Below are 21,131 nucleotides of genomic sequence, written 5' to 3' on the forward strand. Positions count from 1 at the left end.
CGAAGAAAGACAACCGCTTCGCCAACCGCATCACACTCCACCACCACATCATCCATCGTCGTCCTCCTTCCAAATCAGAGGATCACGACAGATTCAGCTTATTACCCCTTTGTCACGCATTTCTTCACCCGATTGCCCTGCACCCGGAGGCCACAGGGCTTGAAAACATTTATCTGCGCGGATTACAAATGGGCTTGCGGCTGAAAGAGATTCGGGCGCTGATTCCCACCGTTTTAGATTTCTCCGAGCTCAAAGACGACATCGAAAAGCCGCTTGCCACCTATTCCACTGGCATGCGGTTGAGGCTTGCCGTGGCGGTGTCCACAATGATCGAGCCGGATATCCTGCTGCTCGATGAATGGATCGGCGCCGGCGACGCGGCTTTCAACGCCAAAGTCAAAGAGCGGATGATGAGCCTGGTTGAAGGTAGCCGAGGGTTGGTACTCGCCACCCACAATACAGGCCTGATGAAGTCGCTGTGCACCCACGGAATGGTGCTTGAGAAAGGCCGGTCGATCTTCATCGGCCCGGTTGACGATGCGCTTGCGTTTTACCGGGAAAAGGTGGCCAAAGCGCAACAGTCCCAGCCTCCCCGGAGCGGGAAGGCGTGAAGCTGTTGCGGAGATGAACCTCAGGCCTTGCCGACGCTCTGGCGTTGCTGGCCCAGGCCCTCGATGCCGAGTTCGATTGTCTCGCCGCCCTTGAGGTAGGTCTGCGGCTTCTGGCCCATGCCGACACCGGGGGGCGTGCCGGTCGAGATCACGTCGCCGGGCTGCAGGCTCATGAACTGGCTGACATAGCTCACCAGATACTGCACGCCGAAGACCATGGTCCTGGTGGAACCATCCTGATAGCGATGGCCATCGACTTCCAGCCACATCTTGAGATCTTGCGGATCCGCAATCTCGTCGCGCGTCACCAGCCAGGGACCGATCGGGCCGAAGGTGTCGCAGCCCTTGCCCTTGTCCCAGGTGCCGCTGCGCTCGATCTGGAATTCGCGTTCGGAGACATCATTGACGACGCAATAACCGGCGACATGGTCCATGGCATCGGCCTCGTCGATATAGACACCACCCTTGCCGATGATGACGCCGAGTTCGACCTCCCAATCGGTCTTGACCGATTTGCGCGGGATCAGCACGGTGTCGTTGGGGCCGCAGATGGCGCTGGTGGCCTTCATGAAGATGACCGGTTCGCTTGGCACTTCGGCGCCGGTTTCCGCGGCATGGTCGGAATAATTGAGTCCGATGCAGATAAATTTTCCAACCTGACCTACGCAGGGGCCGATCCTGCCGGCCGCAAGTTCGGGCAGGCTCTGAGGATCAATGGCGGCGATCTTGGCCAGGCTTTCGGGCAACAGCGCATCACCGGCAATATCGCCGACAACCGACGACAGGTCGCGGGGTTTGCCCGCGGCATCGAGAATGGCAGGTTTTTCCTGTCCGGGAGCGCCAATGCGAAGCAGTTTCATGTGGTCTTTTCCTCGTGTCTTGATTGGCCGGTCAGGCCGCTGCCGTGCGGGACGGCGTGAAAATATGCTGTTCAATTGATAGCGGTTTCATCTCGATTGAGAAACCCGCTTTTGCCGGAGGCATGTAGGCCGCGCCGCGGATCACGCACGGATCGATGAAATGCTCATGCAGGTGATCGACATACTCGATCACACGGCCCTCCATTGTGCCGGAGACGGCGACAAAGTCGATCATCGAAAGATGCTGGACATATTCGCACAGGCCAACGCCGCCGGCATGCGGCCACACCGGAAGCCGGTACTTCGCCGCCATCAGCAAAACCCCCAGCACCTCGTTGAGGCCGCCCATCCGGCAGGCGTCAATCTGCACCACGTCAATGGCACCGCCGGCAATCATCTGCTTGAAGATGATGCGGTTCTGACACATCTCGCCGGTGGCGACCTTGACCGGGGCAATCGCTTCACGGATACGCTTGTGACCGGCAATGTCGTCGGGACTGGTCGGCTCCTCGATGAAATAGGGATTGGCGAAGGCCAGTTTGCCGACCCAGTCGATGGCTTCGCCTACTTCCCAGACCTGATTGGCGTCAATCATCAGAACCCGGTCCGGTCCGAGTTCCTCGCGTGCAATGCGCAATCGCCGTAAGTCGTCGTCCAGATCGCGGCCGACCTTGAGCTTGAGATGATTGAACCCGGCATCCACCGCCTGCCGGCACAGCCGCCGCAGTTTGTCGTCAGGGTAGCCCAGCCAACCCGCCGATGTGGTGTAGCAGGGATAACCGCTTTCATCGAGCCGGGCGATCCGCTCCGCCTTGCCGGGTTCGGCCCGCTTCAGCATCGCAAGCGCCTCGTCGCGAGTGATCGCATCGGTAAGGTAGCGGAAATCGACAATACTGACGATCTCCTCGGGCGTCATCTCCGCGACCAGCCGCCAAACCGGTTTGCCCGCCTGTTTGGCGAGCAGGTCCCACACAGCGTTGACCACGGCGCCGGTCGCCAGATGGATCGCTCCCTTGTCGGGACCGATCCAGCGCAACTGGCTGTCCGACGTCACATGCCGCCAGAACCTTCCCGGATCGTCACGGATCCAGTCGAGATCGAGCCCGACGACCAGATGGCGCATCGCCTTGATCGCCGCACAGCAGATCTCGTTGCCACGTCCGATGGTAAACGTCAGGCCATGCCCTTCCAGCCCCGTCTCGCCGGTCTCAAGAACCACATAGGCCGCCGAATAATCCGGGTCAGCATTCATTGCGTCGGAGCCGTCGAGGCTTTGCGATGTCGGGAACCTGAGATCGTAGGTCTTGAGGCCGGTGATTGTGGTCACGGTGCTTTGTCCCGTTGCAAACGTCAGATCGACCAGCCGCCATCGATGGCGTAGGCCTGACCCGTGGTGAAGGTCGCGTTGGCGAGATGGACCGCGAGATCAGCGATCTCTTCGGGCTTGCCGATGCGGCCCATCGGCTGGCGCGCGACGAAGGCGGCGCGGGCGGTGTCGTAGTCTCCCTGCGCACGCATACGATCCTGCAGCGACGGGCTTTCGACCGTGCCGGGACAGATGGCGTTGCAGCGGATCCCCTGCCCGACATAATCAGCGGCAACGGATTTGGTCAGGCCGATGACCGCTGCCTTGGAGGTGGAATAGGCGAAGCGGTTGGGCACACCCGTGATCGAGCTTGCGACCGACGACATGTTGATGATCGCCCCGCCGCCGCGCTCCAGCATGGACGGCAACACCACGCGTATGGTGCGGATCATCGAGCGTACGTTGAGATCCATGGCGAAGTCGAAATCCTCGTCGCTCATTTCGAGGATCGTGCCTGCATGGACGAAGCCCGCGCCGTTGAACAGCACGTCGACCGGGCCAATCGCGGCCACGGCTGCGGCGATATCGGCGGCATCCAGCACATCGAGCCTGCGCGTCTTGATGCCCGCTTCACCGGATAATTCCGAAAGCGTCGTTTCATTGATGTCGGTGGCAAACACCCGCGCCCCGCGCGCCGCGAAGGCAAGTGCTGTGGCACGCCCGATGCCCTGGCCCGCGGCGGTTACGAGGACGGTTTTGTCTTTGACCCAGTCTGCCATTTTTCACTCCGTTCGGTTCCGCTCAGGCGGGTTTGCGCTCGACAATGTAGATGTGGTCGGCAACGAGCACGACCTCACCCTTCTGGTTGATCACCTCGGTGCGCTCGACCACCCGCCCCATTTCAGCCCGCTTCGGATCGTCTTGCTTGGAGGCAATGGTGGTGCGGGTGTGGATCGTGTCACCGATGAACACCGGTCTTACAAAACGCAGCCGGTCATAACCATAGGAAAACGCCACCGGGTTGATCACGCTGGCTGTCAGCCCGACGCCGATGGAGAATACCATGGTGCCGTGGGCGATGCGCTGGCCGAACCCTTGCGTCTTCATGAACTCGGCATCCATGTGATGGGGGAAGAAATCGCCGGTATGGCCGGCATGCACGACGAAATCCGTCTCGGTGATCGTCCGTCCATAGGTGACGCGCTCACTGCCGATCTCGTAATCTTCGAAATAGGTTGTCTGTTCCATTCTCAGGGTCTCTTTTGCAACTGCGTCGCGGGTGCTGCCGATGATTGGTAGGCGGCCTCGACCAGCGCCATGGTATTCCAGGCATCCTCGACCGAACTGACCAGTTCTGTGTCTTCTCCGGCGGCAAAGCGCTGCAGATTGGCCATCCGGCCAACGAAGGCATCGGGGAACCAGGCGCCTTTCAGCGGCACCGCGACCCAGCTGTCGCCACCTTTGGGGCGGATCTCGAGAATGTCCGGCTCGCCGCGCGGATAGTCGAGATTGACGCCCAATTGCAGATAGGCAGCCCCTTCGGTTCCGCAGATGCGGAATTCACAAGCCTGGTACTTGCGGCCAAAATCATGGTCGTGATTGATCGACAGTGCGCAACGCACCCGGTTGCCATAATCGAGAATGGCACTGGTGCGGGTCTGGGCCATCTCGTGGTTGGGATGACCGATGGATTTGGCGTGAACACCATCGGGGTCTCCAAGAACCTGTCGAATGAGATCAAGATAATGGATCGAGTGCATGGCAATCTCGATGCGCGGCAATCCCTTCAGGAATGGCCAGAGCTGCCAGGGCGTCGCCAGCGCCAGCCAGGCGTCGAAATCGACGACCTCGCCGAGCCAGCCCTGGGCGATCGCGTCCTTGAGAGCCAGCATCATCGGTGCGAAGCGCAGCTGGAAATTGACTGCGGCCTTGAGCTTCTTCTCGCGGCAGATGGTGAGGATTTCCGTTGCCGCTGAAAGATCGCTGCCCATCGGTTTCTGGATCAACACGGCCGCGCCATCGGGCAACTTGCGCAGGACACTGGCATGCACGTTGGGTGGCGTCGCCAGATCAAAAATCGCGTTCGGGACTGCGGCTGCTGCCTCGACTGAAGCATAGGCCGTCACGCCCCATTCGGCGGCCAGCTTTTCAGCTTTTAGACTGTCCGGATCATACAGGCCCGCCACCGGGAAACCCGCTTTCCGGTAAGCCGGGTAATGCGCGTCACCGACAATCGAGCCGGCGCCAAAGGTGACGATCGGCCTCGGATCTGTCGGTATTTGCCAGGATTGCTGCAGACTTGTGGGATCGAAGGTCATGGGTTGCATCTCCCAATCAGAGAGCAACACACATGCCCCCTCACCAACTTCGGCCGAGGGCTCGCCATGCTCGCCCGGCCTTCGTATCCTCTCCCACCAGGGGAGAGGTCATCCGAATGGCTATACCGCGGCTCTACCTCTCCCCTTGTGGGAGAGGATAGCAAGCCCGCATTCGATACAATCGAATGTCTGGGCGCGCTTGGTGAGGGGGAGAGGCTACCCGAATCAATATCCTCAGTCATGATGGAAAACCTCCTCCATCATCGCCCACCATTCGCCGTCTTTTCTGGTTTCGAGGGGTTGCTGGCAAGGCATGCAGAGATCCCACCATTCCTGCGTCTTCGGGTCCGCCGCCATTTTTGCGGCGTCGGCCGCAAAATCCGTGCCGTGATATTCCCAATAGCCAAACAACAGGTTTTCCGGCTCCCTGAGAAAGATCGAATAGTTGCGGATGTTGCATCTGGAGATCATGTCAAGAATTTCCGGCCAGGCGGCGGCGTGCAGCCGCTTGTACTCGGGGATCTTTTCCGGCTTCAGACCGATGACCGTTCCCATTCGCTGCATGGTTCAGCCCTCCGCTTTGGTGATCGTCGTGGTGAATTCCGGAATACTCTTGGCACGTAGAGCATCCCAGTCCCAATCGATGCCGATGCCCGGCTCAAGCGGCGCACAGGCATGACCGTTTTCGATCCGCATGCGGCTTGAGGTCAACTCGTCGAGCTGCGGGATGTATTCGACATATTTGCCATTGGGCACCGCGCAGACGAGGCTCACATGCAGTTCCATCAGGAAATGCGGGCAGACCGGAATATCAAAGGCTTCGGCAGCGTGGGCGACTTTCAGCCAAGGCGTGATGCCGCCGATGCGGCCGGCGTCAACCTGCACGATCGAGCAAGCGCCCTTCTGCATGTATTCGCGGAAATGCCGGATCGAGTAGAGCGATTCCCCGACCGCGACCGGCGTCGAGGTCGAGCGGGACAGACGCACGTGGCCATCGATGTCATCGGCGGGCAGCGGTTCCTCTATCCAGGCCAGATCAAGCTCGCGCAGCCGCTCGGCGCGGCGGATCGCTTCGTCAACGGTAAAGCCCTGATTGCAGTCGGTCATGATCTCGTAACCGTCGCTGACAGCCGCGCGCACAGCAGAGAGCCGGGCGTGATCTTCCGATCCATGCGGCCGGCCGATCTTGACCTTGGAACCGAGAAACCCCTGAGCTTTGGCCTGAACGGCATCATCCACCAGCGCTTCGGTTTCTATGTGCAGCCAGCCGCCCTCGGTGGTGTAGAGCGGGCATTTTTCCTTGGCGCCACCGGCCAGTTTCCACAGGGGCAGGCCTTGTTTGCGGGCGCGCAGGTCCCACAAGGCCGTATCGATGGAAGCGAGCGCTATTGCGGTGATTGCACCGATGGTGGTGGCATGGGTGGCGAATTCGAGTTCATGCCAGATTGCCTCGATCATGTCGGCATCGCGACCGATCAGCCGCGGCGCCAGGTGATCGTTGAGCAACCGCATTACCGAGGAACCGCCGGTGCCGATGGTGTAGCTGTAGCCGGTTCCGGTAGCGCCATCGGAATCGGTGATCGTGACAATGGGGGTTTCCTGGCTGATGAAGCTCTGGATCGCGTCGGTGCGTTTGACCTTGGGCTTGAGGTCAACCATGCGCATTTCGACTTTTTCGATACGCGCCATTTTCAGCCCCTCAGACTCTTTTCGGTGCCGGCGTCGAACAGATGCGACTGGCTGAGGTCGAAGCTCAATTCCACCTTGTCGCCCGAGCGCAATGGCTGCGGGTTGAGCATGCGCGAGATCCAGTCGTCGCCGGCAAATTCGGCGAACACCAGGGTTTCATTGCCGAGCGGCTCGGTCAGGGACACCGGAACCTCGACGGCGTGCACTTCCGCCGCTTCGCCGGAATGAATCCCGTGCCCGGTCGGATAAAGATCATCCGGACGCAGACCGAACACCACCTTCTGGCCTGCGGTGACGCGATCACGGAACTGACCCGGCAAGGGAAGCGTGTCGCCATTGGCAAATGTGAGCTTGCCGTCATCCACCGTTGCCTCGCGCAGGTTCATGGTTGGCGACCCGATGAAGCCGGCAACAAACCGCGATGCCGGGCGGCGGAAAACCTCTTCGGGAGGTCCGACCTGTTCGATATGGCCATCGCGCATGATGACAATCCGGTCGGCAAGCGTCATCGCCTCGACCTGGTCATGGGTCACATAGATCATCGTCGACTTGACCTTGGCGTGCAGTTTCTTGATTTCGGTGCGCATCTGCATGCGCAGTTTGGCATCCAGGTTCGACAGCGGTTCGTCAAACAGGAACACATCGGGGTGACGAACGATGGCCCGGCCCATGGCGACACGCTGGCGTTGCCCGCCGGAAAGTTGCGACGGGCGGCGTTCGAGAAGCTCTTCCAGACCCAGCGTCTTGGCTGCATCAGCCACCGCGCTGGCGATGTCGGCTTGCGACCGGCCGGCGATCTTGAGCGAGAAGCCCATGTTTTCGGCGACCGTCATGTGCGGATAGAGCGCATAGGACTGGAACACCATCGAAATATTGCGCTGGCGCGGCGGCAGTTCGTTGACGGCGCGGTCGCCAATATGAATGTGGCCGCCGCTGATGGCTTCGAGCCCGGCGATCATCCTGAGCGTGGTCGACTTGCCGCAGCCCGACGGGCCGACAAGCGCCACAAACTCGCGGTCCGCGACATCAAGGTTGATGGCGTGAACAACTTCGAGGCTGCCATATTTCTTGACCAGGTTTTTGAGTGAAACAGTAGCCATGACTATCCCTTGACGGCGCCGGATGTCAGACCGGACACGAGGTGTTTCTGGACAATAAAGGTGAGGGTGAGCGCCGGGATGATCATCACCACGGCGAGTGCGCACATGCCGCGCCAGTCGATGGTGAATTCGGCGGTGTAATCGAGCAGACCGACCGGCAACGTCTTGGAATTGGTCGACCGGGTGAGTTGCGAAGCGAGCGCGAATTCGTTCCAGGAAATCAGGAAGGCAAAGATACCGGCCGAGGCGATGCCGGAACGCGCCAAGGGGAACTCGACCTGCCAGAATGCCTGCCAGCGGGTGCAGCCGTCGATCTGGGCGGCTTCGGCGAGGTCGCGCGGAACCTGGCGGAAGAAGCCGTCGATGAGCCAGACCGTGAACGGCACATTGAGCGCCACATAGGCGAGGATCAGCCCGAAATGGGTATCGATGATGCCGAGCCGGGCAAAGACAAAGAACAGCGGCAGCGACAGCGCGATGCCGGGCACAGTGCGGGTAAGCATGAACCCGAGGAAGATCGCCGTCTTGCCGCGAAACTGATAGCGCGCGAAGGCATATCCACCGGCCAGTCCGATCGCCAGCGCGATGACGGTCGATGTCACCGAGATGATGATCGAATTGCGGAAATACTCCAGCACCGGAATGCCGCCCTGCCCGACGCCGGAGAACATCGCGATATAGGCGTCGAAGGAGAGGCTCTGCGGAATCCAGACCGGCGGCTTGGCCATGATCTCGACTGTCGGCCTCAGCGACGACAGCACGATCCAGAGTCCGGGGAGGCAGATGATCGTCATCGCGATGAACAGACCGATCAGGTGCCCGGCCTTGAGTAAGTTCTGCTTGAGGCGGTTTACCTGGTTCTCGTTCATGATTACCACTCCGCCCCGATTTGCTGACGGGCTTTCGCCAGTTGCCGGAAAAACAGCACCGTAAACAGGATCGACAGAAAGATGGCGACATAGGCCATCGCGTTGGCAAGCCCCATGCGGGCATCGGAATAGGCAGTGCGCGAAATCAGGGTCCACAGGATCTCGGTGCGCTTGGCCGGGCCGCCATCGGTCATGATCTTGACGATGTCGTAGGCGCGGGCGATGTCGAGCGAACGGATGGTCATGGCGATGTAGGCGAACGGCATGATGAAGGGCCATGTCACATAGCGGAAACTTTGCAACGGCGTGCAACCATCGACCTTGGCCGCCTCCAGCGGCTCCTTCGGCATCGCCATCAGACCGGCCAGGATGAAGATTGCAAACACCGAGGTCGACGACCAGACCTCGGCGATCATGATCGATGTGAAGGCGAGCTTGCTGTCAATGAGCCAGGGGATTGCCTGATCGGTCAGCCCGAGTGATTGCAGGGCATTGTTGACCAGGCCGATATTGTCGTTGAACATGAACTTGAACTGGAACCCGACCAGGATCGGCGAGAACATCATCGGGAACATCATGATGGTGCGCAGCAGCCGCTGGCCCCGTGTGGCTTTTTCGATCAGCAGTGCCAGGAACAGGCCCAGCACCATTTCGAGATTGAGGGCGACGGTCAACAACAGAACCGTGCGGCCGAACGCGGTCCAGAATTCCCTGTCGGCGAAAAGCCGCTGGTAATTGCGAAAGCCGATGAACGTATAAATCGTATCCGGTCGCGTCAGCCGGAATGGCGTGAAGCTCGAATAGAGCGACAGCATCAGCGGCACGACGACAACGGCCGCAAGCACGATAAAGGCCGGCAACAGCAGCAGAATATGCGGCGCAGGCTTCCAGCCTCTCATCGTATCCTCGCATCACTTCGGTTGGTATTGGGTACCACGCGCGCCCAACTCCGGCACGCTGGTATGACTGGATAGAGGGCGCAGTCCGGCCGCGCCCTCTCCGTTAGAGACTGTTACAGCTCTCCGGCGTCCTCGAGGATGGCGGTCGCCTTGGCGGCGGCGGCATCAAGCGCCTGCTGGGTTGTCTTGTCGCCGAGGATGGCGGCTTGCAGTTCAGGATAGACCGCGTTGGATATCTCGATCCAGGAGGCCGACTGAGGAACCGGATAGGCGCCCTTTGCAGCTTCCTGGAAGGCTTCGAGCACTTCCTTGCGATACGGATCATCCTTGGCCTGATCGATCACCCAGGTCCAAACCGCGTCGCGGGTCGGCAGCGGGCCGGCACCGGCTTCCAGCTTCTGGCTGTCCTCGTTGGTCAGGAACCAGACCAGCGATGCGGCCGCTTCCTTGTTGGCGCAGCTTTCCGTCACCGAGAAGCCGTGATGCCCGGACCAGCCGGTGCGTGCGCCCGACGAGCCCTTGGGCGGAGCCACGACACCGACATCGCCGGCCACCTTTGATGAGGCGGGATCGTTGAAGAAACCGGCCCAGCCCGGCCAATCCAGATTGAGCGCGATCGTGCCGGAAGCAAACCCCTGGCCGAGATCATCCCAGAGATAGTTGGTTGTGCCTGCCGGCACCGCCTTGGCCTTATAGAGGTTGACGAACCAGTCGAGAGCCCGCACACCGGCCTCCGAATTGATCGCGGGCTTGCCGTCGGCATCGAGATATTCGCCGCCTTCAGCGCGCAGCATCTCATAGAAGCGGCCATTGATGGCCTCTTCCTTGCCCGCATACTGGGTGCCGTAGAATTCAGGCGGGTTGGCGAAGAACTCGGCTTGATCGGTAACCTGCTGCCAGGTATCCGGCGGGGTCAGGTCGTAGCCGTATTTTTCCTTGAAACCGGTCTTGTTGGCTTCATCGGCATACAGGCTCTTCTGATAGTACATCGCGGAGACGTCGAACTGGGCGCGCGGCAGCATGACCAGTTTGCCACCGAGCGTGGACGCGGCGATGTTGGCATCGACGAACGCATCGATTTCTTCCTTGGGAAGCAGCGCGTTGAGATCCGTGTAGATGCCGGGATACTGCGGCGCGAAAGACGAATGGTTCGACCCCACGCACCAGCTGATCGCTCCAACCGCGATGTCCGACTTGATTTCCTTGTCGAGCTCGAAGTGGTTCTTTTTCGAAATGACGTTGACAGTGGCGCCGGTTGCCTTTTCCCATTCGCTGATGCGCGAATAGAGGTTCTCATATTGCTGCCCGCCGATGAGCTTGGCATCGATGGTTACGCCTTCGAACTTGCCAGGCAATTCCTGGGCAAGCGCCGAACCGCCGACGACCAATGCGACAACGCCGGCTGATACGCCGGCCAATAGCTTTTTCATGAGCCTCCTCCCGAGACGTTGAAACTGTGGGACACCGCCCCAAACCCTCACTGATGAGCGGTTCATTCATATACAAACATCATCTTTACCAGCGGTCAAGAGTTTACCTTTAAGCCCCGGAATGTTTCATTGTTATCTGAATGCGTCATGCGTATATAAATTTCGTCATTCACGGAGAAAAGCATGGAAGCCGAAGACGATCGCTACAGGGCGCCCGCGCTCGACAAGGGTCTCGACATTCTCGAGCTTCTTGCCGAAATCGATGGCGGACTGACCCAGGCCGAGATAGCCAAACGACTGGGCAGAAGCCCGAACCAGTTCTACCGCATGCTCGACCGTCTGGTGCGGCGCGGCTATGTCACCCGCATAGACGGCGACCGGTATTCGCTGACGCTGAAACTGTTCGGGTTGGCGCAATTGCATGTTCCGGTCCGCCGCCTGGTCTCCTACGCCACACCGTTCATGCGCGAACTTGCCGAGGCAACCCGGCAGGCCAATCAGCTGACCGTCTTCGACCGCGGTTCGGTGGTTGTGGTGGCGCAGCAGGAAGCGCCCGGTTACTGGGGCATCTCCATCCGCGTCGGCTCGCATATCAGCCTGTATGACACCGGGTCGGGGCATGCGTTGCTCGCCTTCCGGTCCCAGGAAGAGCGGCTGATGATGATCAACGAGTATTCCAGCAGTGGCGAACAACCGACACTGGCAAAGGAATTCTTCGAGCGCCTCGACCAGATCCGTGAACGCGGTTACGAGATGATGCCGAGCGCGCAGACTGCCGGCGTCTTCAACCTGTCGGCACCGATTCTGGGTCCGGACGGCCGCGCCATCGCAGCCCTGACCGTCCCCTATATCAGCCTGGTCAATGTCTCCCAGGCTCCCGATATCACCGAGACCCTGTCGATGCTGGCCAAGACCACGCGGCAATTGTCGGAACTGGCCGGCGCGGACACCCAGGAATCATCCTGAATTCTTATTTGAATAATCTATTTCCCTGTGGGAGTATCGATACGTACCCGGCTTGTGGGAAGCCGGCGCCCCGCAAGGAGGAAACCGCATGATCGTCGACACCCATTTGCATGTCATTGATCCGTCCGCACTTTCCTACCCCTGGCTCGCAAGCGTACCCGCGCTGGACAAGCCATGGTCGTACGAGAGCTACGCGCTCGAAGCCCGCCGCGCCGGGATCTCGCGGACGCTGCACATGGAGGTCGACGTCGCACCCGATCGCATCGAGGACGAGACCGCCTATGTGGGCAAACTTGCCGGACTGCCCGACAGTCTGGTTGCCGGCGCGATTGCATCCTGTCGCCCGGAGGCCGCTGACTTTCCATCCTATCTCGAAAGGCAACGGGACAATCCGCTGATCAAGGGTTTTCGCCGCGTGCTTCACGTCATGTCCGACGAGCTGTCCGAACAGATCCTGTTCCGCGAAAACATCAAGCGCATGTCAGGATATGGCCTGACCTTTGACCTTTGCGTGCTGCCGCACCAGTTGCCCTTGGCGATGGCCCTTGCCGACCTCGCGCCGGACGTGAGTTTCATTCTCGATCATTGTGGCGTTCCCGACATCAAGGGTGAAGCCCGGCAGCCATGGCAGGACCACATCAGCGAGCTTGCAAAACGCTCAAACGTCACCGCCAAGATCTCGGGCGTTGTCGCTTATGCCGATCCGGAGACCTGGATCGCGGAGACCCTGCGCCCGTGGATCGAGCACACGGTTTCGAGTTTCGGATGGGACCGGGTCGTCTGGGGCAGCGACTGGCCGGTCTGCACGCTGGGCGGCGGCCTGATGGCCTGGGTCGCGGCGACGCACGCCGTTCTTGACGGCGCAAGCGAGAGCGAAAAACGAAAACTGCTTTCCGGCAATGCCCGACGGATCTGGAAGCTCAGCTGAAACTTTCGGCAAACAGGCGGCTTATATCAGCGATCACCGGTGCGCCAGCCTCACCGGCTTGCAGGCCGGCATTGAGGCGCTGCGACGCATTTTCCTGGAATTCCATGTAGCCTTGGTGGCGGGGTCTGGTCCATGCGTTGTCGAGCGTTGCACGGGTATTGACGTAAAACCTGTTGGTCGCGGCATTGACGGCGTCATCCTCCCATCCGGCGGCATGGCCGGGCTGGCCACCGGCCCGGGCAAAGAGCCCGCGCTGGACTTCGCCGCTGGCGATCCAATAGGCAAAATCGATCGCCGCACCGGCTTGCTTGCTGAATGCCGAGACTGCAATGCCGGTGCCGCCCAACGCCGATCCTGACGGGCCAAGCTGACCGGCCACGGGGATATCGGCGAAAGCAATCCGTCTGTCCCTGAAGCCGGAGACACCGTAATTCACGTAGCCGTAGATCAACGGTGCACAGGCAATCTCGCTGTCGGTTCGGCTCATCCGGTCGAGAACGGCGATCGGGTCCATATCAAAACAATCCGGGGTGCACTGCGTGACCAGTTCCGACACAAGCGCATAGACCTTCACGCCGTGCGGCGTCGAAATCAGGTCACCGGGCCCTTGCGTCGTACATGGTGTGCCCAGATTGGCGGCGAGCGTGTAGAGGCACATCAGCGAATGCGGCGGACGCATGGGGAGCATCACCCTGCCCTGCTTCGCCAGATCCATCACGCTGCCCCAGCTTAGGGGCGCAGCGCCGAGCAGATCGGGACGCCAGGCCTGAACCTGTGCCGCGGCGTCGATCGGGAACGCCCATTGACGGCCTTCCCATGAGTAGCTCGGATAGGAGCCACCGATGCTGGCTGCGGCCAGGGCATCGCGTTCCCTCTCGCGTCCGGCAACATCGAGCGGCGTCAGACAGGCCTGCGCGGTGATCTCGCCGACATGGGGATGATCGATGACAATCAGGTCGTACTCACGCGCCAGTTGCTCGACCGGATAGGACTCGAAATCCTGCAGTGAGCGCTTGTCCCAGATTATCTCGACGCCGGTTTGTTCCTTCCACACCCGCGAACACGCCACCATGGGATCGTAGCCGCGAGGATGGCTCCAGGTCATGCCTTTCAAGACGATTGCGCTCACAGCCCGAACTCCGCCCGGATCGCCACGGAATTCTCGCCGACGCGCGGTGCGGCGCGGGTTGATTTCGGCCGCGCGCCATTGACCCTGATGGGCGAGCGCGTGGTCAGGATCGACACATCGTCCTCGCGCTCGACACGCTGCAGCATGTCGAGAACCTCAAAGCCCTCGCTTTGCATCAGATCATCCCAGTCGAGAACCCGCGAGCACCAGATATCGGCAGGTTCGAGGATCGCCAACCATTCATCGACCGGGCGGGCCTTGATGCAATCCGCAATCAGCCGCTTGATCTCGTCACGGGCGGTGAACCAGGATTTTGGGTCGGCACTGTAGGGCGCGAGCGCATCAAGCCCCAGCAGCTCCTGCAAGCGCGGGATCGGCGTCATCGCCAGAGCCAGGAAGCCGTCGCTTGCCTGGTAGACGCCGTAGGGCGCCGACAGGTAGGCATGGGCGCTGCGAAAGCCGGCGCGCCGGGGCATGCGGCGGCCATCATTGAGATAGGTCGTCAGCACTTCGAACTGGAAATCGACCAGCGCTTCAAGAAGGCTGGTCTCGACATGACTGCCCCGGCCGGAAATGCCGCGCTTGACCAGCGCCGCCAGGATGCCCTGGGCAATGGCTGCGCCGGCAAACATGTCGCCCACCGCAAGCCCCATCGGAACCGGGCCATCGCCGTCGTCACCGCTGAGCCACATCACGCCGGAGCGGGCCTGGGCCAGAAGATCCTGCCCGGGGCGCTTGACCCAGGGGCCTTCCTCGCCATAGCCGCTGATCGAGGCATAGACCAGCTTGGGATTGAGAGTGCGGACCGCTTCGTAGTCGAGCCCCAACCGTTCGATGACGCCGGGGCGGAAATTCTGCACCAGCACATCTGCCTTGGCGATCAGGTGCCGGAGAACGGCAAGGTCGGTTTCGTTCTTCAGATCAATCGCAAGGCTTTCCTTGCCGCGATTGATCGCATGGAAAATGGTCGAGTCGCCGCCAAATTCGGTATCGCTGAGATAGAGCGTGCGCGACAGATCGCCTGTGCCCGGACGCTCTATCTTGATCACGCGCGCGCCAAGATCCTGAAGCCGCAACGTGGCGTAGGGGCCGGACAGAAACTGGCTCATGTCAAGCACGAGAAGCCCGTCGAGCGGGAGGTCTTGATCGGTGGTCATGATGTCTTTTCTGTTTTTCCGGCGAAATCCGCCGGGGATTTGTATTTCACCGTCTGGAGGTGCTCGCAGTAGAGGACCAGTTCGCCTTCTGCCTTGAACACTTCATAGCTGGCGCGGATCAGGCCCATTTTTTGATAACGCGGCTTTTTGTCGAGATTGGTGCGCACCGTATAGATGGTGTCGCCGATGAACACCGGCTTGATGAAGCGCAGCTTGTCATAGCCATAGGAAAACGCGTTGACGCAATTGGTCGCCACCAGTCCGAGGCCGGCGGAGAACACGAAGGCGCCAGCCACCAGACACCGGCCGAACACGCCTTCGCTTTCGGCGAACATCTGGTCCTGAACATAAGGGTGAATGTCGACCACGAGGGTGTTGAACATGTGGCTTTCGCCCTCGGACATCGTGCGGCGCAGAGATCGGATCCTGTGGCCTGGCTGCCAATCCTCGTAAAACCAGTTTTCCGCATTCCAGACCGGCAGATCCGCATGCTCTTCAGGCATGTTGCGCGGATGCGTGCTCACGATCCCGACCGTGGGTTCGAACAAAGATCCCATAACTCCTCCCGCAATTCCTATTTGAATAATATATTCACATATGGATTATAGTGGCAAGGGTGGAATTTTTTCGAACCTCATGTGGAGCGTGCGAAGTTCATTGTCAGCGGCGACGGCAATTGTCGGCATGTCAGCCCGCGGCACCGGCCAGGAAGGCATTGGGCGAGCGCCCCAATCAGCGGGCACACCTCGTTTTGCGATCAGCGCCAAAACAGAATATGTTCCCTGCCGCATCCCGCAAGACGGGTCTAAGGCCTTGTCAGATATCACCGGCGATGCGATAAAACCTGAAGTCGATCACATTCGAATTCGTTGAACCGGGAGTTTTACCTTGACCTTTGCCACATTCATGGTGGGTGGCCGCTCGGCGGTCCTTGCAGCGGCCCTGGCGGTGACACTGTCGCCGGCATTTGCACAGACCACCGACAGACCCATGGCAACCGCCGAGACGTCGAAAAGCAACTGGGCGGTCAATTGCGGGGCGGGCGAAACCGCCGATGCGCCGCTTGTCTGCCAGATGATGCAAAATGTGGTGGTACAGGAATCCAACCAGAGGCTGCTGACTGTGGTAATCCGTCCGCAGAAAGACTCGCCAAACCACACCCTGACGCTTGCACTGCCGCATGGCGTTGATTTTATCAAAGGTGTGGAAGTGACCGTCGACGACAAGGAACCATTCACCGTTCCGGTTCAGACCAGCAATCCCCAGGGCGCCTTCTCAAACCTGCCGATCAGCGATCAATTGCTGGCTGATCTCAAGGTCGGCAAATCGATAGAATTCAAGTTTCAGTCCGTATCCGGACAGAGCTTCGCGGTACCGATCAATCTGATCGGATTTTCAACCGCTTATGAAAAACTGACTGCCAACTGAAAGTCATGACCGACAAAATCCAAGGCGATTACAAGGACCGCAGCTTTTTCAGCAAGAATGTCGCCCTGGATGGGTCCTCGTTTCGCGATTGCGTGTTTTCCAGTTGCACGATGATTTATTCCGGCGGAGAAGTCCCGGCCTTGTCGGGATGCCGGTTTGACGATTGCGGCTGGCAATTCACCGGTGATGCAGCAAACACGATCGCGTTTTTGTCCGGCATGTACCGGGGCGGCTTTGACCAGTTGATTGAAGCGACATTTCATGAGATCCGCCGCGGCGCCGTGATTGGCCAGCCCGTGGCGGCCAAACAGGAAACCCGGACAAGCTTTCCAACTGCCAGCCTTCTCAAGCCTTTGCGGATTTTTCGCGTCCCCAAACAGGAGCAGTGATCATGACTGTCGAGCTGACCGCCGAGCATTTCGAGGCGCTGGATGGCCAGACATTCACTGTCACTTCAATCGACCCGGCTCAGCCGCTTCGATTGATCGAAGTTCTGCGCAAGGGCAAAGGCGAGCGCATGGGCGGGTCATTCTCGCTGCTTTGGCAGTCCGACTCCGAGACCGTGTTGCCGCAGGGCAGCTATGTCATGGCCAACGACACGCTGGGCGAAATCGAACTGTTCATCGTCCCGGTCGGACAGGCCAGCGAAGGCATTCACTATGAAGCGGTTTTCACCTGAATGGCTACGTAAGCAGATCTTTACTCACAAAATGGCTTATGACAGCGTCGCCGGGGCGGATGGCTGCCACCTAAGCAGATCATAGACACCCTTGTCCTCGACCGTCTCGAACCCGAGACGTTTGTAAAGCCGCATGGCCGGATTTGCTTTCTCGACATGTATGCCGACAGCCTTGGCGCTGCGCACAGCCTCGTCAATGACATCGCGGAGCAATGCCGCCCCGATGCCGCGACCGCGCAGCTGCGGCATCAGCGCTATGTCGATGATGCGGTGTTCACTCGGCCAGTATTCCAGATACAGCCGCCCGGCGGGTTGACCGGCCAGTTCGATGATCAGCCACATGGCATCCGGATAGTGCTTGAGATAGTGGGAATGCTGGGCTTCAAACTGCATCTGCAGAAACGCGGCTTTCTGCTCCGCGCTCCAGGGCAATGGCGCCAGCTCATCCTCACGCGTGGAGGCGTACAGGCCGGCAAGGAATCCCATGTCTTCCGCCGTCATCACGCGGAATGCAAGCCCGAGAGCCGCGGCCCGCTCATAATGCGGGACCACGGGGCCGCTCACGCCGGGATCGGGGATGCCGGACGTCATTCGCGCCAGGCTAGCTTGTTTCGGGCGGCGTCAGATCGCGCACGATGCCATAGGTGAAGATGCCGTTGTCGGCCAGCATGGTCCAGCCGGCGGTCCAGGAGGTCGAATCCATCGTCACCTGGCTGATCATCTTGACGCCATTGATTTTGGTTTCGCCCTGGAAATAGGTCAGGCTTCCATCGGCGTTGTAGTCCATCGCAGTCAACCCGAAATCCGGCGCGACACCGATCTGCTGCCAACCGCTCCATTGCTGGAACAGCGCGTCGTACTGGTAATTGGCGTGAAGCCCCAGGTTTTCGTCAAGCGCCACAAGCACGATCTGGCCGTTGCCTGCGAAGGCCGAGGTAACATTGACGAGGGTTTTGCCGGTCATGCCCGGACGATACCACTCCGACCAACCCGGTCCGCCCGACGGCTGCTGGCGGATCTGCACCACGTCGGCCTGGCTGCCGACCATGAAGATGTTGATGGCGCCCTCGTTGTCGAGAACAGCTGTGGGTCTGGAGCCGGCAGTGCCGCTATCGGCGTTGTCGATGCGGGTCCAGCCGCTCCAGTCTGCTGTTGCCAACGAAGTGCCCTTGCTCTGGCTGATGACATAGACTTCAACAGCCTTCGGATTCTGCCCGGTGCCGATCAGGGTGATGCGGCCTGTGGCGTCGTTGCTAACCGTCAGACGCGAGATGGTCTGACCGGGCAACGCAATCCAGGCACTCCAGGGCGTATCCGGCGGCTCGGCTTCCTGCACATGCACGGTGATCGGTGTCGTCGATCCAGGAGGGGTGACCTGTTCTGTCTTGTCGACGATCTTCGGCGGATTCTGATAGATCCACCAGACATTGCCCCCGGAATCATCAACCCCGAAAATCTCGATCCGGCCATCGGCATCGCGGACCATCTCAAGCTGGACAAAACCGGCAAGACCTTCAGGCATGCCAAGGCTGATTGGTTCATTCCAGCGTTCCTCGCCACCGGCCCCCTGCGCTGCCTCGTCAATGTAATGCACCGCCAAAGGAGAGGACTTGGTCTGGGCGGCAAGCGCCACGCGTCCGTCGGTGGTCGATCCGGTAGCCAGCACGATATAGGATGTCTTGTTGATCGCCTCCCAGGTTCCGCTCCAGGGACCGTTCGGTTCGGTCTGCGCAGTCCAGAGCAGATTGTTTTGCTGGTTTGCGTCGATGCCGATCATCATAAGCCGCGACATTTCGGCAAACGGTGTGACCTCCGGATTTCGGGCCGGAAGAATCGCATTCTCGTGCAGATCGATTTCAACTCTTGCTGCATCGCTCATGATCAAGCTCCTTGTGGAAGGCTTCGCGCACACAGGCGCGCGTCAGCCGCGCGATGGATAGAGGCCCTGAAGCGCAATGATGAAATTCATCGTCAGATACGGCTGCATATTGTTGTGCGATTGCGAGCCGCCGGCGCTTGGCAGAGGAGCCATCGCTTCGTGACCGGTTGCCACGTTCGACTGGTACAATGCACCGCCACGCGACCGCGCCAACGCAACATTTGCGGCAAATGACCCTTGTTCGCCATTTTCTCCCGATGCGCGCATTGTATGAGTATGCTGTGGCAATTGCGCTTCGCTCAGCGTAACCATCTCCACTCCGCCGCGCTGCCCCAATCTCCGGGAAGTCAGGCCCGGCCCGCGGCCCGGGTGCATCGGCGCTCTGCCTTGCAGATTCGGCAAAGCGGTGGTCGAGCGGCCATCACCGCCATAGGTGGTGCCAACAAGCGAAAACAGAGCAGTGTTTTGCGACACCGGCAACAACTGACCATCGCAAAAGGCCCAGCCTCGCGGTGCAAAATTGCCGGCGAAGATGCGGATCTCGGCAATAAACGGTTCGGACATGTCTGACCTCCTTAATGCCGGCTCGGATAAATGCCGAACAGCGCGATGATGAAATGGACGCATAAAAAGGGCATCAAATTGCTGTGCGACCGGCTCCCGCCGATGTTCGTGATCGCAGACGCCGCCATATTTTCATCCAGTGGTTCGGTGAGGCTGAAGGGCTCAAGAATCGTGTTTGAGCCAAGCCTGTTGCCCGCCGGGTCTGGCAAGTCGCCATTTGCCGGGGTTCCCTGTGCCGGATGCGTGTGACTCGGCAACTGGTTGACGGTCAACGTCACCGCCTCGGCGCCGCCCTTTGCGCCAAGCCGTCGCTCCGACAATCCCGGGCCCTGTCCGGCATGGATCGGCAAGCGACCACGCATATCCGGCAAACTGAATGTGGTACGGCCATCGCCGCCATAAATCGTACCCAACAGCGAGAACAGCGCATCATTTTGCGACACCGCCAAAAGCTGGCCGTCGCAAAAGGCCCAGCCGCGCGGGGCGAAGTTGCCCGCAAACATACGGATTTCGCCAACAAAGGGTTCGGACATTAGAGCGGCCTCCCAAGCCTCTGGAGAAATTGCGCCCGCGCCGTTTAATCGCGCGATGGAAACAAACCTTGCAGCGCGATGCAAAAGTTCACAGCAATGTAAGGCTGCATATTCTCATGCGCCTGACCGCCACCAACGTTGGCCACCGTCCCGGAACGAAAATTTGCCAGTCCGGCGGACGATGCCGAATACGGGTTCCCTGCCTCCCTGGCGAGCAAGGCCCCGGTGGCGTTGACCGTATTGCCATCAACTGACCCCGCCTCCATCGAATGTGTGTGTTGCGGCATTTCAACGGCGCCGAGTGTGTGGGTTTCTTCGCCGCTTTTCTGGCCCAGACTATGATCAACACCGCCATTGGAGTTACCGGTATGAAGCGGCGTCCGGCCGCGCAAATCGGGCAGCGCGAAGCTCGTCCGCCCATCACCACCATAGGTCGTGCCCAGCAATGAGTACAGCGATTGATTTTGATTGATCGGCAAGATCTGACCATCGCAGAAAGCCCATCCACGTGGTGCAAAATTGAACCCCATCAAACGAACTTCGGCAAGGAATGGTTCGGACATAATTCTTTATCTCCCCGAAAGCCTATATAAATATCAGACATAACACTGAGTGCTGCGGGAGAATTTGACCATCTACAACTCACGAGCGAAACAATTGAGAAAATATATTTCTCAATTAATGCATCAATCAGAATTGGTGCCTGCGCCTATCGAACTCAGCGACACACATTACTGCTAGAAGTAATATCAATTTGATTTAATATTATCAGCTTTTCACAGGGTC

Annotated in this window: 24 protein-coding genes and 1 pseudogene; 6 read left to right on the top strand and 19 right to left on the bottom strand. The window is 59.7% G+C overall.

What is annotated here, in order from left to right; genetic code table 11:
- A pseudogene (locus ABJN75_RS11005) lies at positions 1–611 on the top strand (hypothetical protein); the annotation flags it as partial.
- Positions 612–631: 20 nt separating this feature from the next.
- Here the strand turns inward: ABJN75_RS11005 and ABJN75_RS11010 are convergent.
- The 11 genes from ABJN75_RS11010 to ABJN75_RS11060 all read right to left on the bottom strand — a co-directional run bounded on the left by ABJN75_RS11010 (position 632) and on the right by ABJN75_RS11060 (position 11,082).
- On the bottom strand, positions 632–1,471 hold the full coding sequence (locus ABJN75_RS11010; RefSeq protein WP_348439634.1) for a fumarylacetoacetate hydrolase family protein: 840 nt from the start codon (positions 1,469–1,471) through the stop codon (positions 632–634).
- 31 nt (positions 1,472–1,502) lie between these two features.
- Positions 1,503–2,798, bottom strand: coding sequence for an L-fuconate dehydratase (locus tag ABJN75_RS11015; RefSeq protein ID WP_348439636.1), 1,296 nt, complete (start codon positions 2,796–2,798; stop codon positions 1,503–1,505).
- 23 nt (positions 2,799–2,821) lie between these two features.
- A complete protein-coding gene (locus ABJN75_RS11020) occupies positions 2,822–3,556 on the bottom strand; it encodes an SDR family oxidoreductase (protein ID WP_348439638.1) in 735 nt (244 codons plus the stop codon).
- Positions 3,557–3,578: 22 nt separating this feature from the next.
- On the bottom strand, positions 3,579–4,025 hold the full coding sequence (locus ABJN75_RS11025) for a MaoC/PaaZ C-terminal domain-containing protein (RefSeq protein ID WP_348439640.1): 447 nt from the start codon (positions 4,023–4,025) through the stop codon (positions 3,579–3,581).
- A gap of 2 nt (positions 4,026–4,027) precedes the next feature.
- Complete coding sequence (locus ABJN75_RS11030; protein ID WP_348439642.1) at positions 4,028–5,095, bottom strand: Gfo/Idh/MocA family oxidoreductase; 1,068 nt, start codon at positions 5,093–5,095, stop codon at positions 4,028–4,030.
- Between the two features lie 234 nt (positions 5,096–5,329).
- The gene (locus ABJN75_RS11035) at positions 5,330–5,659 is read right to left on the bottom strand and encodes an L-rhamnose mutarotase (protein ID WP_348439644.1); all 330 of its coding nucleotides are present in this window, start codon (positions 5,657–5,659) and stop codon (positions 5,330–5,332) included.
- A gap of 3 nt (positions 5,660–5,662) precedes the next feature.
- On the bottom strand, positions 5,663–6,784 hold the full coding sequence (locus tag ABJN75_RS11040; RefSeq protein ID WP_348439645.1) for a mandelate racemase/muconate lactonizing enzyme family protein: 1,122 nt from the start codon (positions 6,782–6,784) through the stop codon (positions 5,663–5,665).
- 2 nt (positions 6,785–6,786) lie between these two features.
- A complete protein-coding gene (gene ugpC / locus ABJN75_RS11045) occupies positions 6,787–7,884 on the bottom strand; it encodes a sn-glycerol-3-phosphate ABC transporter ATP-binding protein UgpC (protein WP_348439646.1) in 1,098 nt (365 codons plus the stop codon).
- A gap of 2 nt (positions 7,885–7,886) precedes the next feature.
- The gene (locus ABJN75_RS11050; RefSeq protein WP_348439647.1) at positions 7,887–8,753 is read right to left on the bottom strand and encodes a carbohydrate ABC transporter permease; all 867 of its coding nucleotides are present in this window, start codon (positions 8,751–8,753) and stop codon (positions 7,887–7,889) included.
- Positions 8,754–8,755: 2 nt separating this feature from the next.
- Entirely contained in the window at positions 8,756–9,652 is an 897-nt protein-coding gene (locus ABJN75_RS11055) for a sugar ABC transporter permease (protein WP_348439648.1), read from the bottom strand.
- 113 nt (positions 9,653–9,765) lie between these two features.
- Entirely contained in the window at positions 9,766–11,082 is a 1,317-nt protein-coding gene (locus ABJN75_RS11060) for a sugar ABC transporter substrate-binding protein (RefSeq protein WP_348439649.1), read from the bottom strand.
- Positions 11,083–11,265: 183 nt separating this feature from the next.
- Between ABJN75_RS11060 and ABJN75_RS11065 the strand changes: the two genes are divergently transcribed.
- Positions 11,266–12,048, top strand: coding sequence for an IclR family transcriptional regulator (locus tag ABJN75_RS11065; RefSeq protein ID WP_348439650.1), 783 nt, complete (start codon positions 11,266–11,268; stop codon positions 12,046–12,048).
- Positions 12,049–12,136: 88 nt separating this feature from the next.
- Positions 12,137–12,976: an amidohydrolase gene (locus tag ABJN75_RS11070; RefSeq protein WP_348439651.1), complete on the top strand. Its 840-nt coding sequence runs from the start codon at positions 12,137–12,139 to the stop codon at positions 12,974–12,976.
- Here the strand turns inward: ABJN75_RS11070 and ABJN75_RS11075 are convergent.
- Genes ABJN75_RS11075 through ABJN75_RS11085 form a run of 3 tightly spaced genes read right to left on the bottom strand, consistent with a single transcriptional unit; the run spans position 12,969 to position 15,819 of the window.
- Positions 12,969–14,105: a carbohydrate ABC transporter substrate-binding protein gene (locus tag ABJN75_RS11075; protein ID WP_348439652.1), complete on the bottom strand. Its 1,137-nt coding sequence runs from the start codon at positions 14,103–14,105 to the stop codon at positions 12,969–12,971. The two genes, ABJN75_RS11070 and ABJN75_RS11075, sit on opposite strands and share 8 nt — an antisense overlap.
- Positions 14,102–15,262, bottom strand: coding sequence for a CaiB/BaiF CoA-transferase family protein (locus ABJN75_RS11080; protein WP_348439653.1), 1,161 nt, complete (start codon positions 15,260–15,262; stop codon positions 14,102–14,104). Before ABJN75_RS11080 ends, ABJN75_RS11075 begins: the two co-directional genes overlap by 4 nt.
- Positions 15,259–15,819, bottom strand: coding sequence for a MaoC family dehydratase (locus tag ABJN75_RS11085; RefSeq protein WP_348439654.1), 561 nt, complete (start codon positions 15,817–15,819; stop codon positions 15,259–15,261). The genes ABJN75_RS11080 and ABJN75_RS11085 overlap by 4 nt, the downstream gene beginning before the upstream one ends.
- 331 nt (positions 15,820–16,150) lie before the next feature.
- Here ABJN75_RS11085 and ABJN75_RS11090 point away from each other — a divergent pair, with 331 nt between their 5' ends.
- The 3 genes from ABJN75_RS11090 to ABJN75_RS11100 are packed head-to-tail and all read left to right on the top strand — an operon-like array spanning position 16,151 to position 17,369.
- Complete coding sequence (locus ABJN75_RS11090; protein ID WP_348439655.1) at positions 16,151–16,690, top strand: invasion associated locus B family protein; 540 nt, start codon at positions 16,151–16,153, stop codon at positions 16,688–16,690.
- A gap of 5 nt (positions 16,691–16,695) precedes the next feature.
- A complete protein-coding gene (locus ABJN75_RS11095) occupies positions 16,696–17,079 on the top strand; it encodes a hypothetical protein (RefSeq protein ID WP_348439656.1) in 384 nt (127 codons plus the stop codon).
- A 2-nt stretch (positions 17,080–17,081) separates the two neighbouring features.
- Positions 17,082–17,369 (top strand): hypothetical protein, encoded by a 288-nt coding sequence (locus ABJN75_RS11100; protein ID WP_348439657.1) that lies wholly within the window; start codon positions 17,082–17,084, stop codon positions 17,367–17,369.
- A 36-nt stretch (positions 17,370–17,405) separates the two neighbouring features.
- Here ABJN75_RS11100 and ABJN75_RS11105 read toward each other — a convergent pair whose 3' ends face one another.
- Genes ABJN75_RS11105 through ABJN75_RS11125 form a run of 5 tightly spaced genes read right to left on the bottom strand, consistent with a single transcriptional unit; the run spans position 17,406 to position 20,908 of the window.
- A complete protein-coding gene (locus ABJN75_RS11105) occupies positions 17,406–17,960 on the bottom strand; it encodes a GNAT family N-acetyltransferase (RefSeq protein WP_348439658.1) in 555 nt (184 codons plus the stop codon).
- Between the two features lie 10 nt (positions 17,961–17,970).
- Positions 17,971–19,248: a hypothetical protein gene (locus ABJN75_RS11110; RefSeq protein WP_348439659.1), complete on the bottom strand. Its 1,278-nt coding sequence runs from the start codon at positions 19,246–19,248 to the stop codon at positions 17,971–17,973.
- 42 nt (positions 19,249–19,290) lie between these two features.
- Complete coding sequence (locus ABJN75_RS11115) at positions 19,291–19,812, bottom strand: tail fiber protein (RefSeq protein WP_348439660.1); 522 nt, start codon at positions 19,810–19,812, stop codon at positions 19,291–19,293.
- Between the two features lie 11 nt (positions 19,813–19,823).
- On the bottom strand, positions 19,824–20,345 hold the full coding sequence (locus ABJN75_RS11120) for a tail fiber protein (protein WP_348439661.1): 522 nt from the start codon (positions 20,343–20,345) through the stop codon (positions 19,824–19,826).
- 44 nt (positions 20,346–20,389) lie between these two features.
- Complete coding sequence (locus ABJN75_RS11125) at positions 20,390–20,908, bottom strand: tail fiber protein (protein ID WP_348439662.1); 519 nt, start codon at positions 20,906–20,908, stop codon at positions 20,390–20,392.
- Positions 20,909–21,131: the final 223 nt, after the last annotated feature.

This window comes from Hoeflea sp. (genome assembly GCF_039975035.1).
Classification (GTDB): Bacteria; Pseudomonadota; Alphaproteobacteria; order Rhizobiales; family Rhizobiaceae; genus Hoeflea.

Bases quoted from the DNA above. Each gene is read 5' to 3' on its own strand.
- ABJN75_RS11050 (WP_348439647.1), bottom strand. From the start codon at position 8,753: ATGAACGAGAACCAGGTAAACCGCCTCAAGCAGAACTTACTCAAGGCC.
- ABJN75_RS11040 (WP_348439645.1), bottom strand. From the start codon at position 6,784: ATGGCGCGTATCGAAAAAGTCGAAATGCGCATGGTTGACCTCAAGCCC.
- ABJN75_RS11125 (WP_348439662.1), bottom strand. From the start codon at position 20,908: ATGTCCGAACCATTCCTTGCCGAAGTTCGTTTGATGGGGTTCAATTTT.
- ABJN75_RS11085 (WP_348439654.1), bottom strand. From the start codon at position 15,819: ATGGGATCTTTGTTCGAACCCACGGTCGGGATCGTGAGCACGCATCCG.
- ABJN75_RS11055 (WP_348439648.1), bottom strand. From the start codon at position 9,652: ATGAGAGGCTGGAAGCCTGCGCCGCATATTCTGCTGCTGTTGCCGGCC.
- ABJN75_RS11010 (WP_348439634.1), bottom strand. From the start codon at position 1,471: ATGAAACTGCTTCGCATTGGCGCTCCCGGACAGGAAAAACCTGCCATT.
- ABJN75_RS11025 (WP_348439640.1), bottom strand. From the start codon at position 4,025: ATGGAACAGACAACCTATTTCGAAGATTACGAGATCGGCAGTGAGCGC.
- ABJN75_RS11095 (WP_348439656.1), top strand. From the start codon at position 16,696: ATGACCGACAAAATCCAAGGCGATTACAAGGACCGCAGCTTTTTCAGC.
- ABJN75_RS11105 (WP_348439658.1), bottom strand. From the start codon at position 17,960: ATGACGTCCGGCATCCCCGATCCCGGCGTGAGCGGCCCCGTGGTCCCG.
- ABJN75_RS11035 (WP_348439644.1), bottom strand. From the start codon at position 5,659: ATGCAGCGAATGGGAACGGTCATCGGTCTGAAGCCGGAAAAGATCCCC.
- ABJN75_RS11110 (WP_348439659.1), bottom strand. From the start codon at position 19,248: ATGAGCGATGCAGCAAGAGTTGAAATCGATCTGCACGAGAATGCGATT.
- ABJN75_RS11065 (WP_348439650.1), top strand. From the start codon at position 11,266: ATGGAAGCCGAAGACGATCGCTACAGGGCGCCCGCGCTCGACAAGGGT.
- ABJN75_RS11060 (WP_348439649.1), bottom strand. From the start codon at position 11,082: ATGAAAAAGCTATTGGCCGGCGTATCAGCCGGCGTTGTCGCATTGGTC.
- ABJN75_RS11120 (WP_348439661.1), bottom strand. From the start codon at position 20,345: ATGTCCGAACCCTTTGTTGGCGAAATCCGTATGTTTGCGGGCAACTTC.
- ABJN75_RS11070 (WP_348439651.1), top strand. From the start codon at position 12,137: ATGATCGTCGACACCCATTTGCATGTCATTGATCCGTCCGCACTTTCC.
- ugpC (WP_348439646.1), bottom strand. From the start codon at position 7,884: ATGGCTACTGTTTCACTCAAAAACCTGGTCAAGAAATATGGCAGCCTC.
- ABJN75_RS11115 (WP_348439660.1), bottom strand. From the start codon at position 19,812: ATGTCCGAACCGTTTATTGCCGAGATCCGCATCTTCGCCGGCAATTTT.
- ABJN75_RS11080 (WP_348439653.1), bottom strand. From the start codon at position 15,262: ATGACCACCGATCAAGACCTCCCGCTCGACGGGCTTCTCGTGCTTGAC.
- ABJN75_RS11100 (WP_348439657.1), top strand. From the start codon at position 17,082: ATGACTGTCGAGCTGACCGCCGAGCATTTCGAGGCGCTGGATGGCCAG.
- ABJN75_RS11030 (WP_348439642.1), bottom strand. From the start codon at position 5,095: ATGACCTTCGATCCCACAAGTCTGCAGCAATCCTGGCAAATACCGACA.
- ABJN75_RS11020 (WP_348439638.1), bottom strand. From the start codon at position 3,556: ATGGCAGACTGGGTCAAAGACAAAACCGTCCTCGTAACCGCCGCGGGC.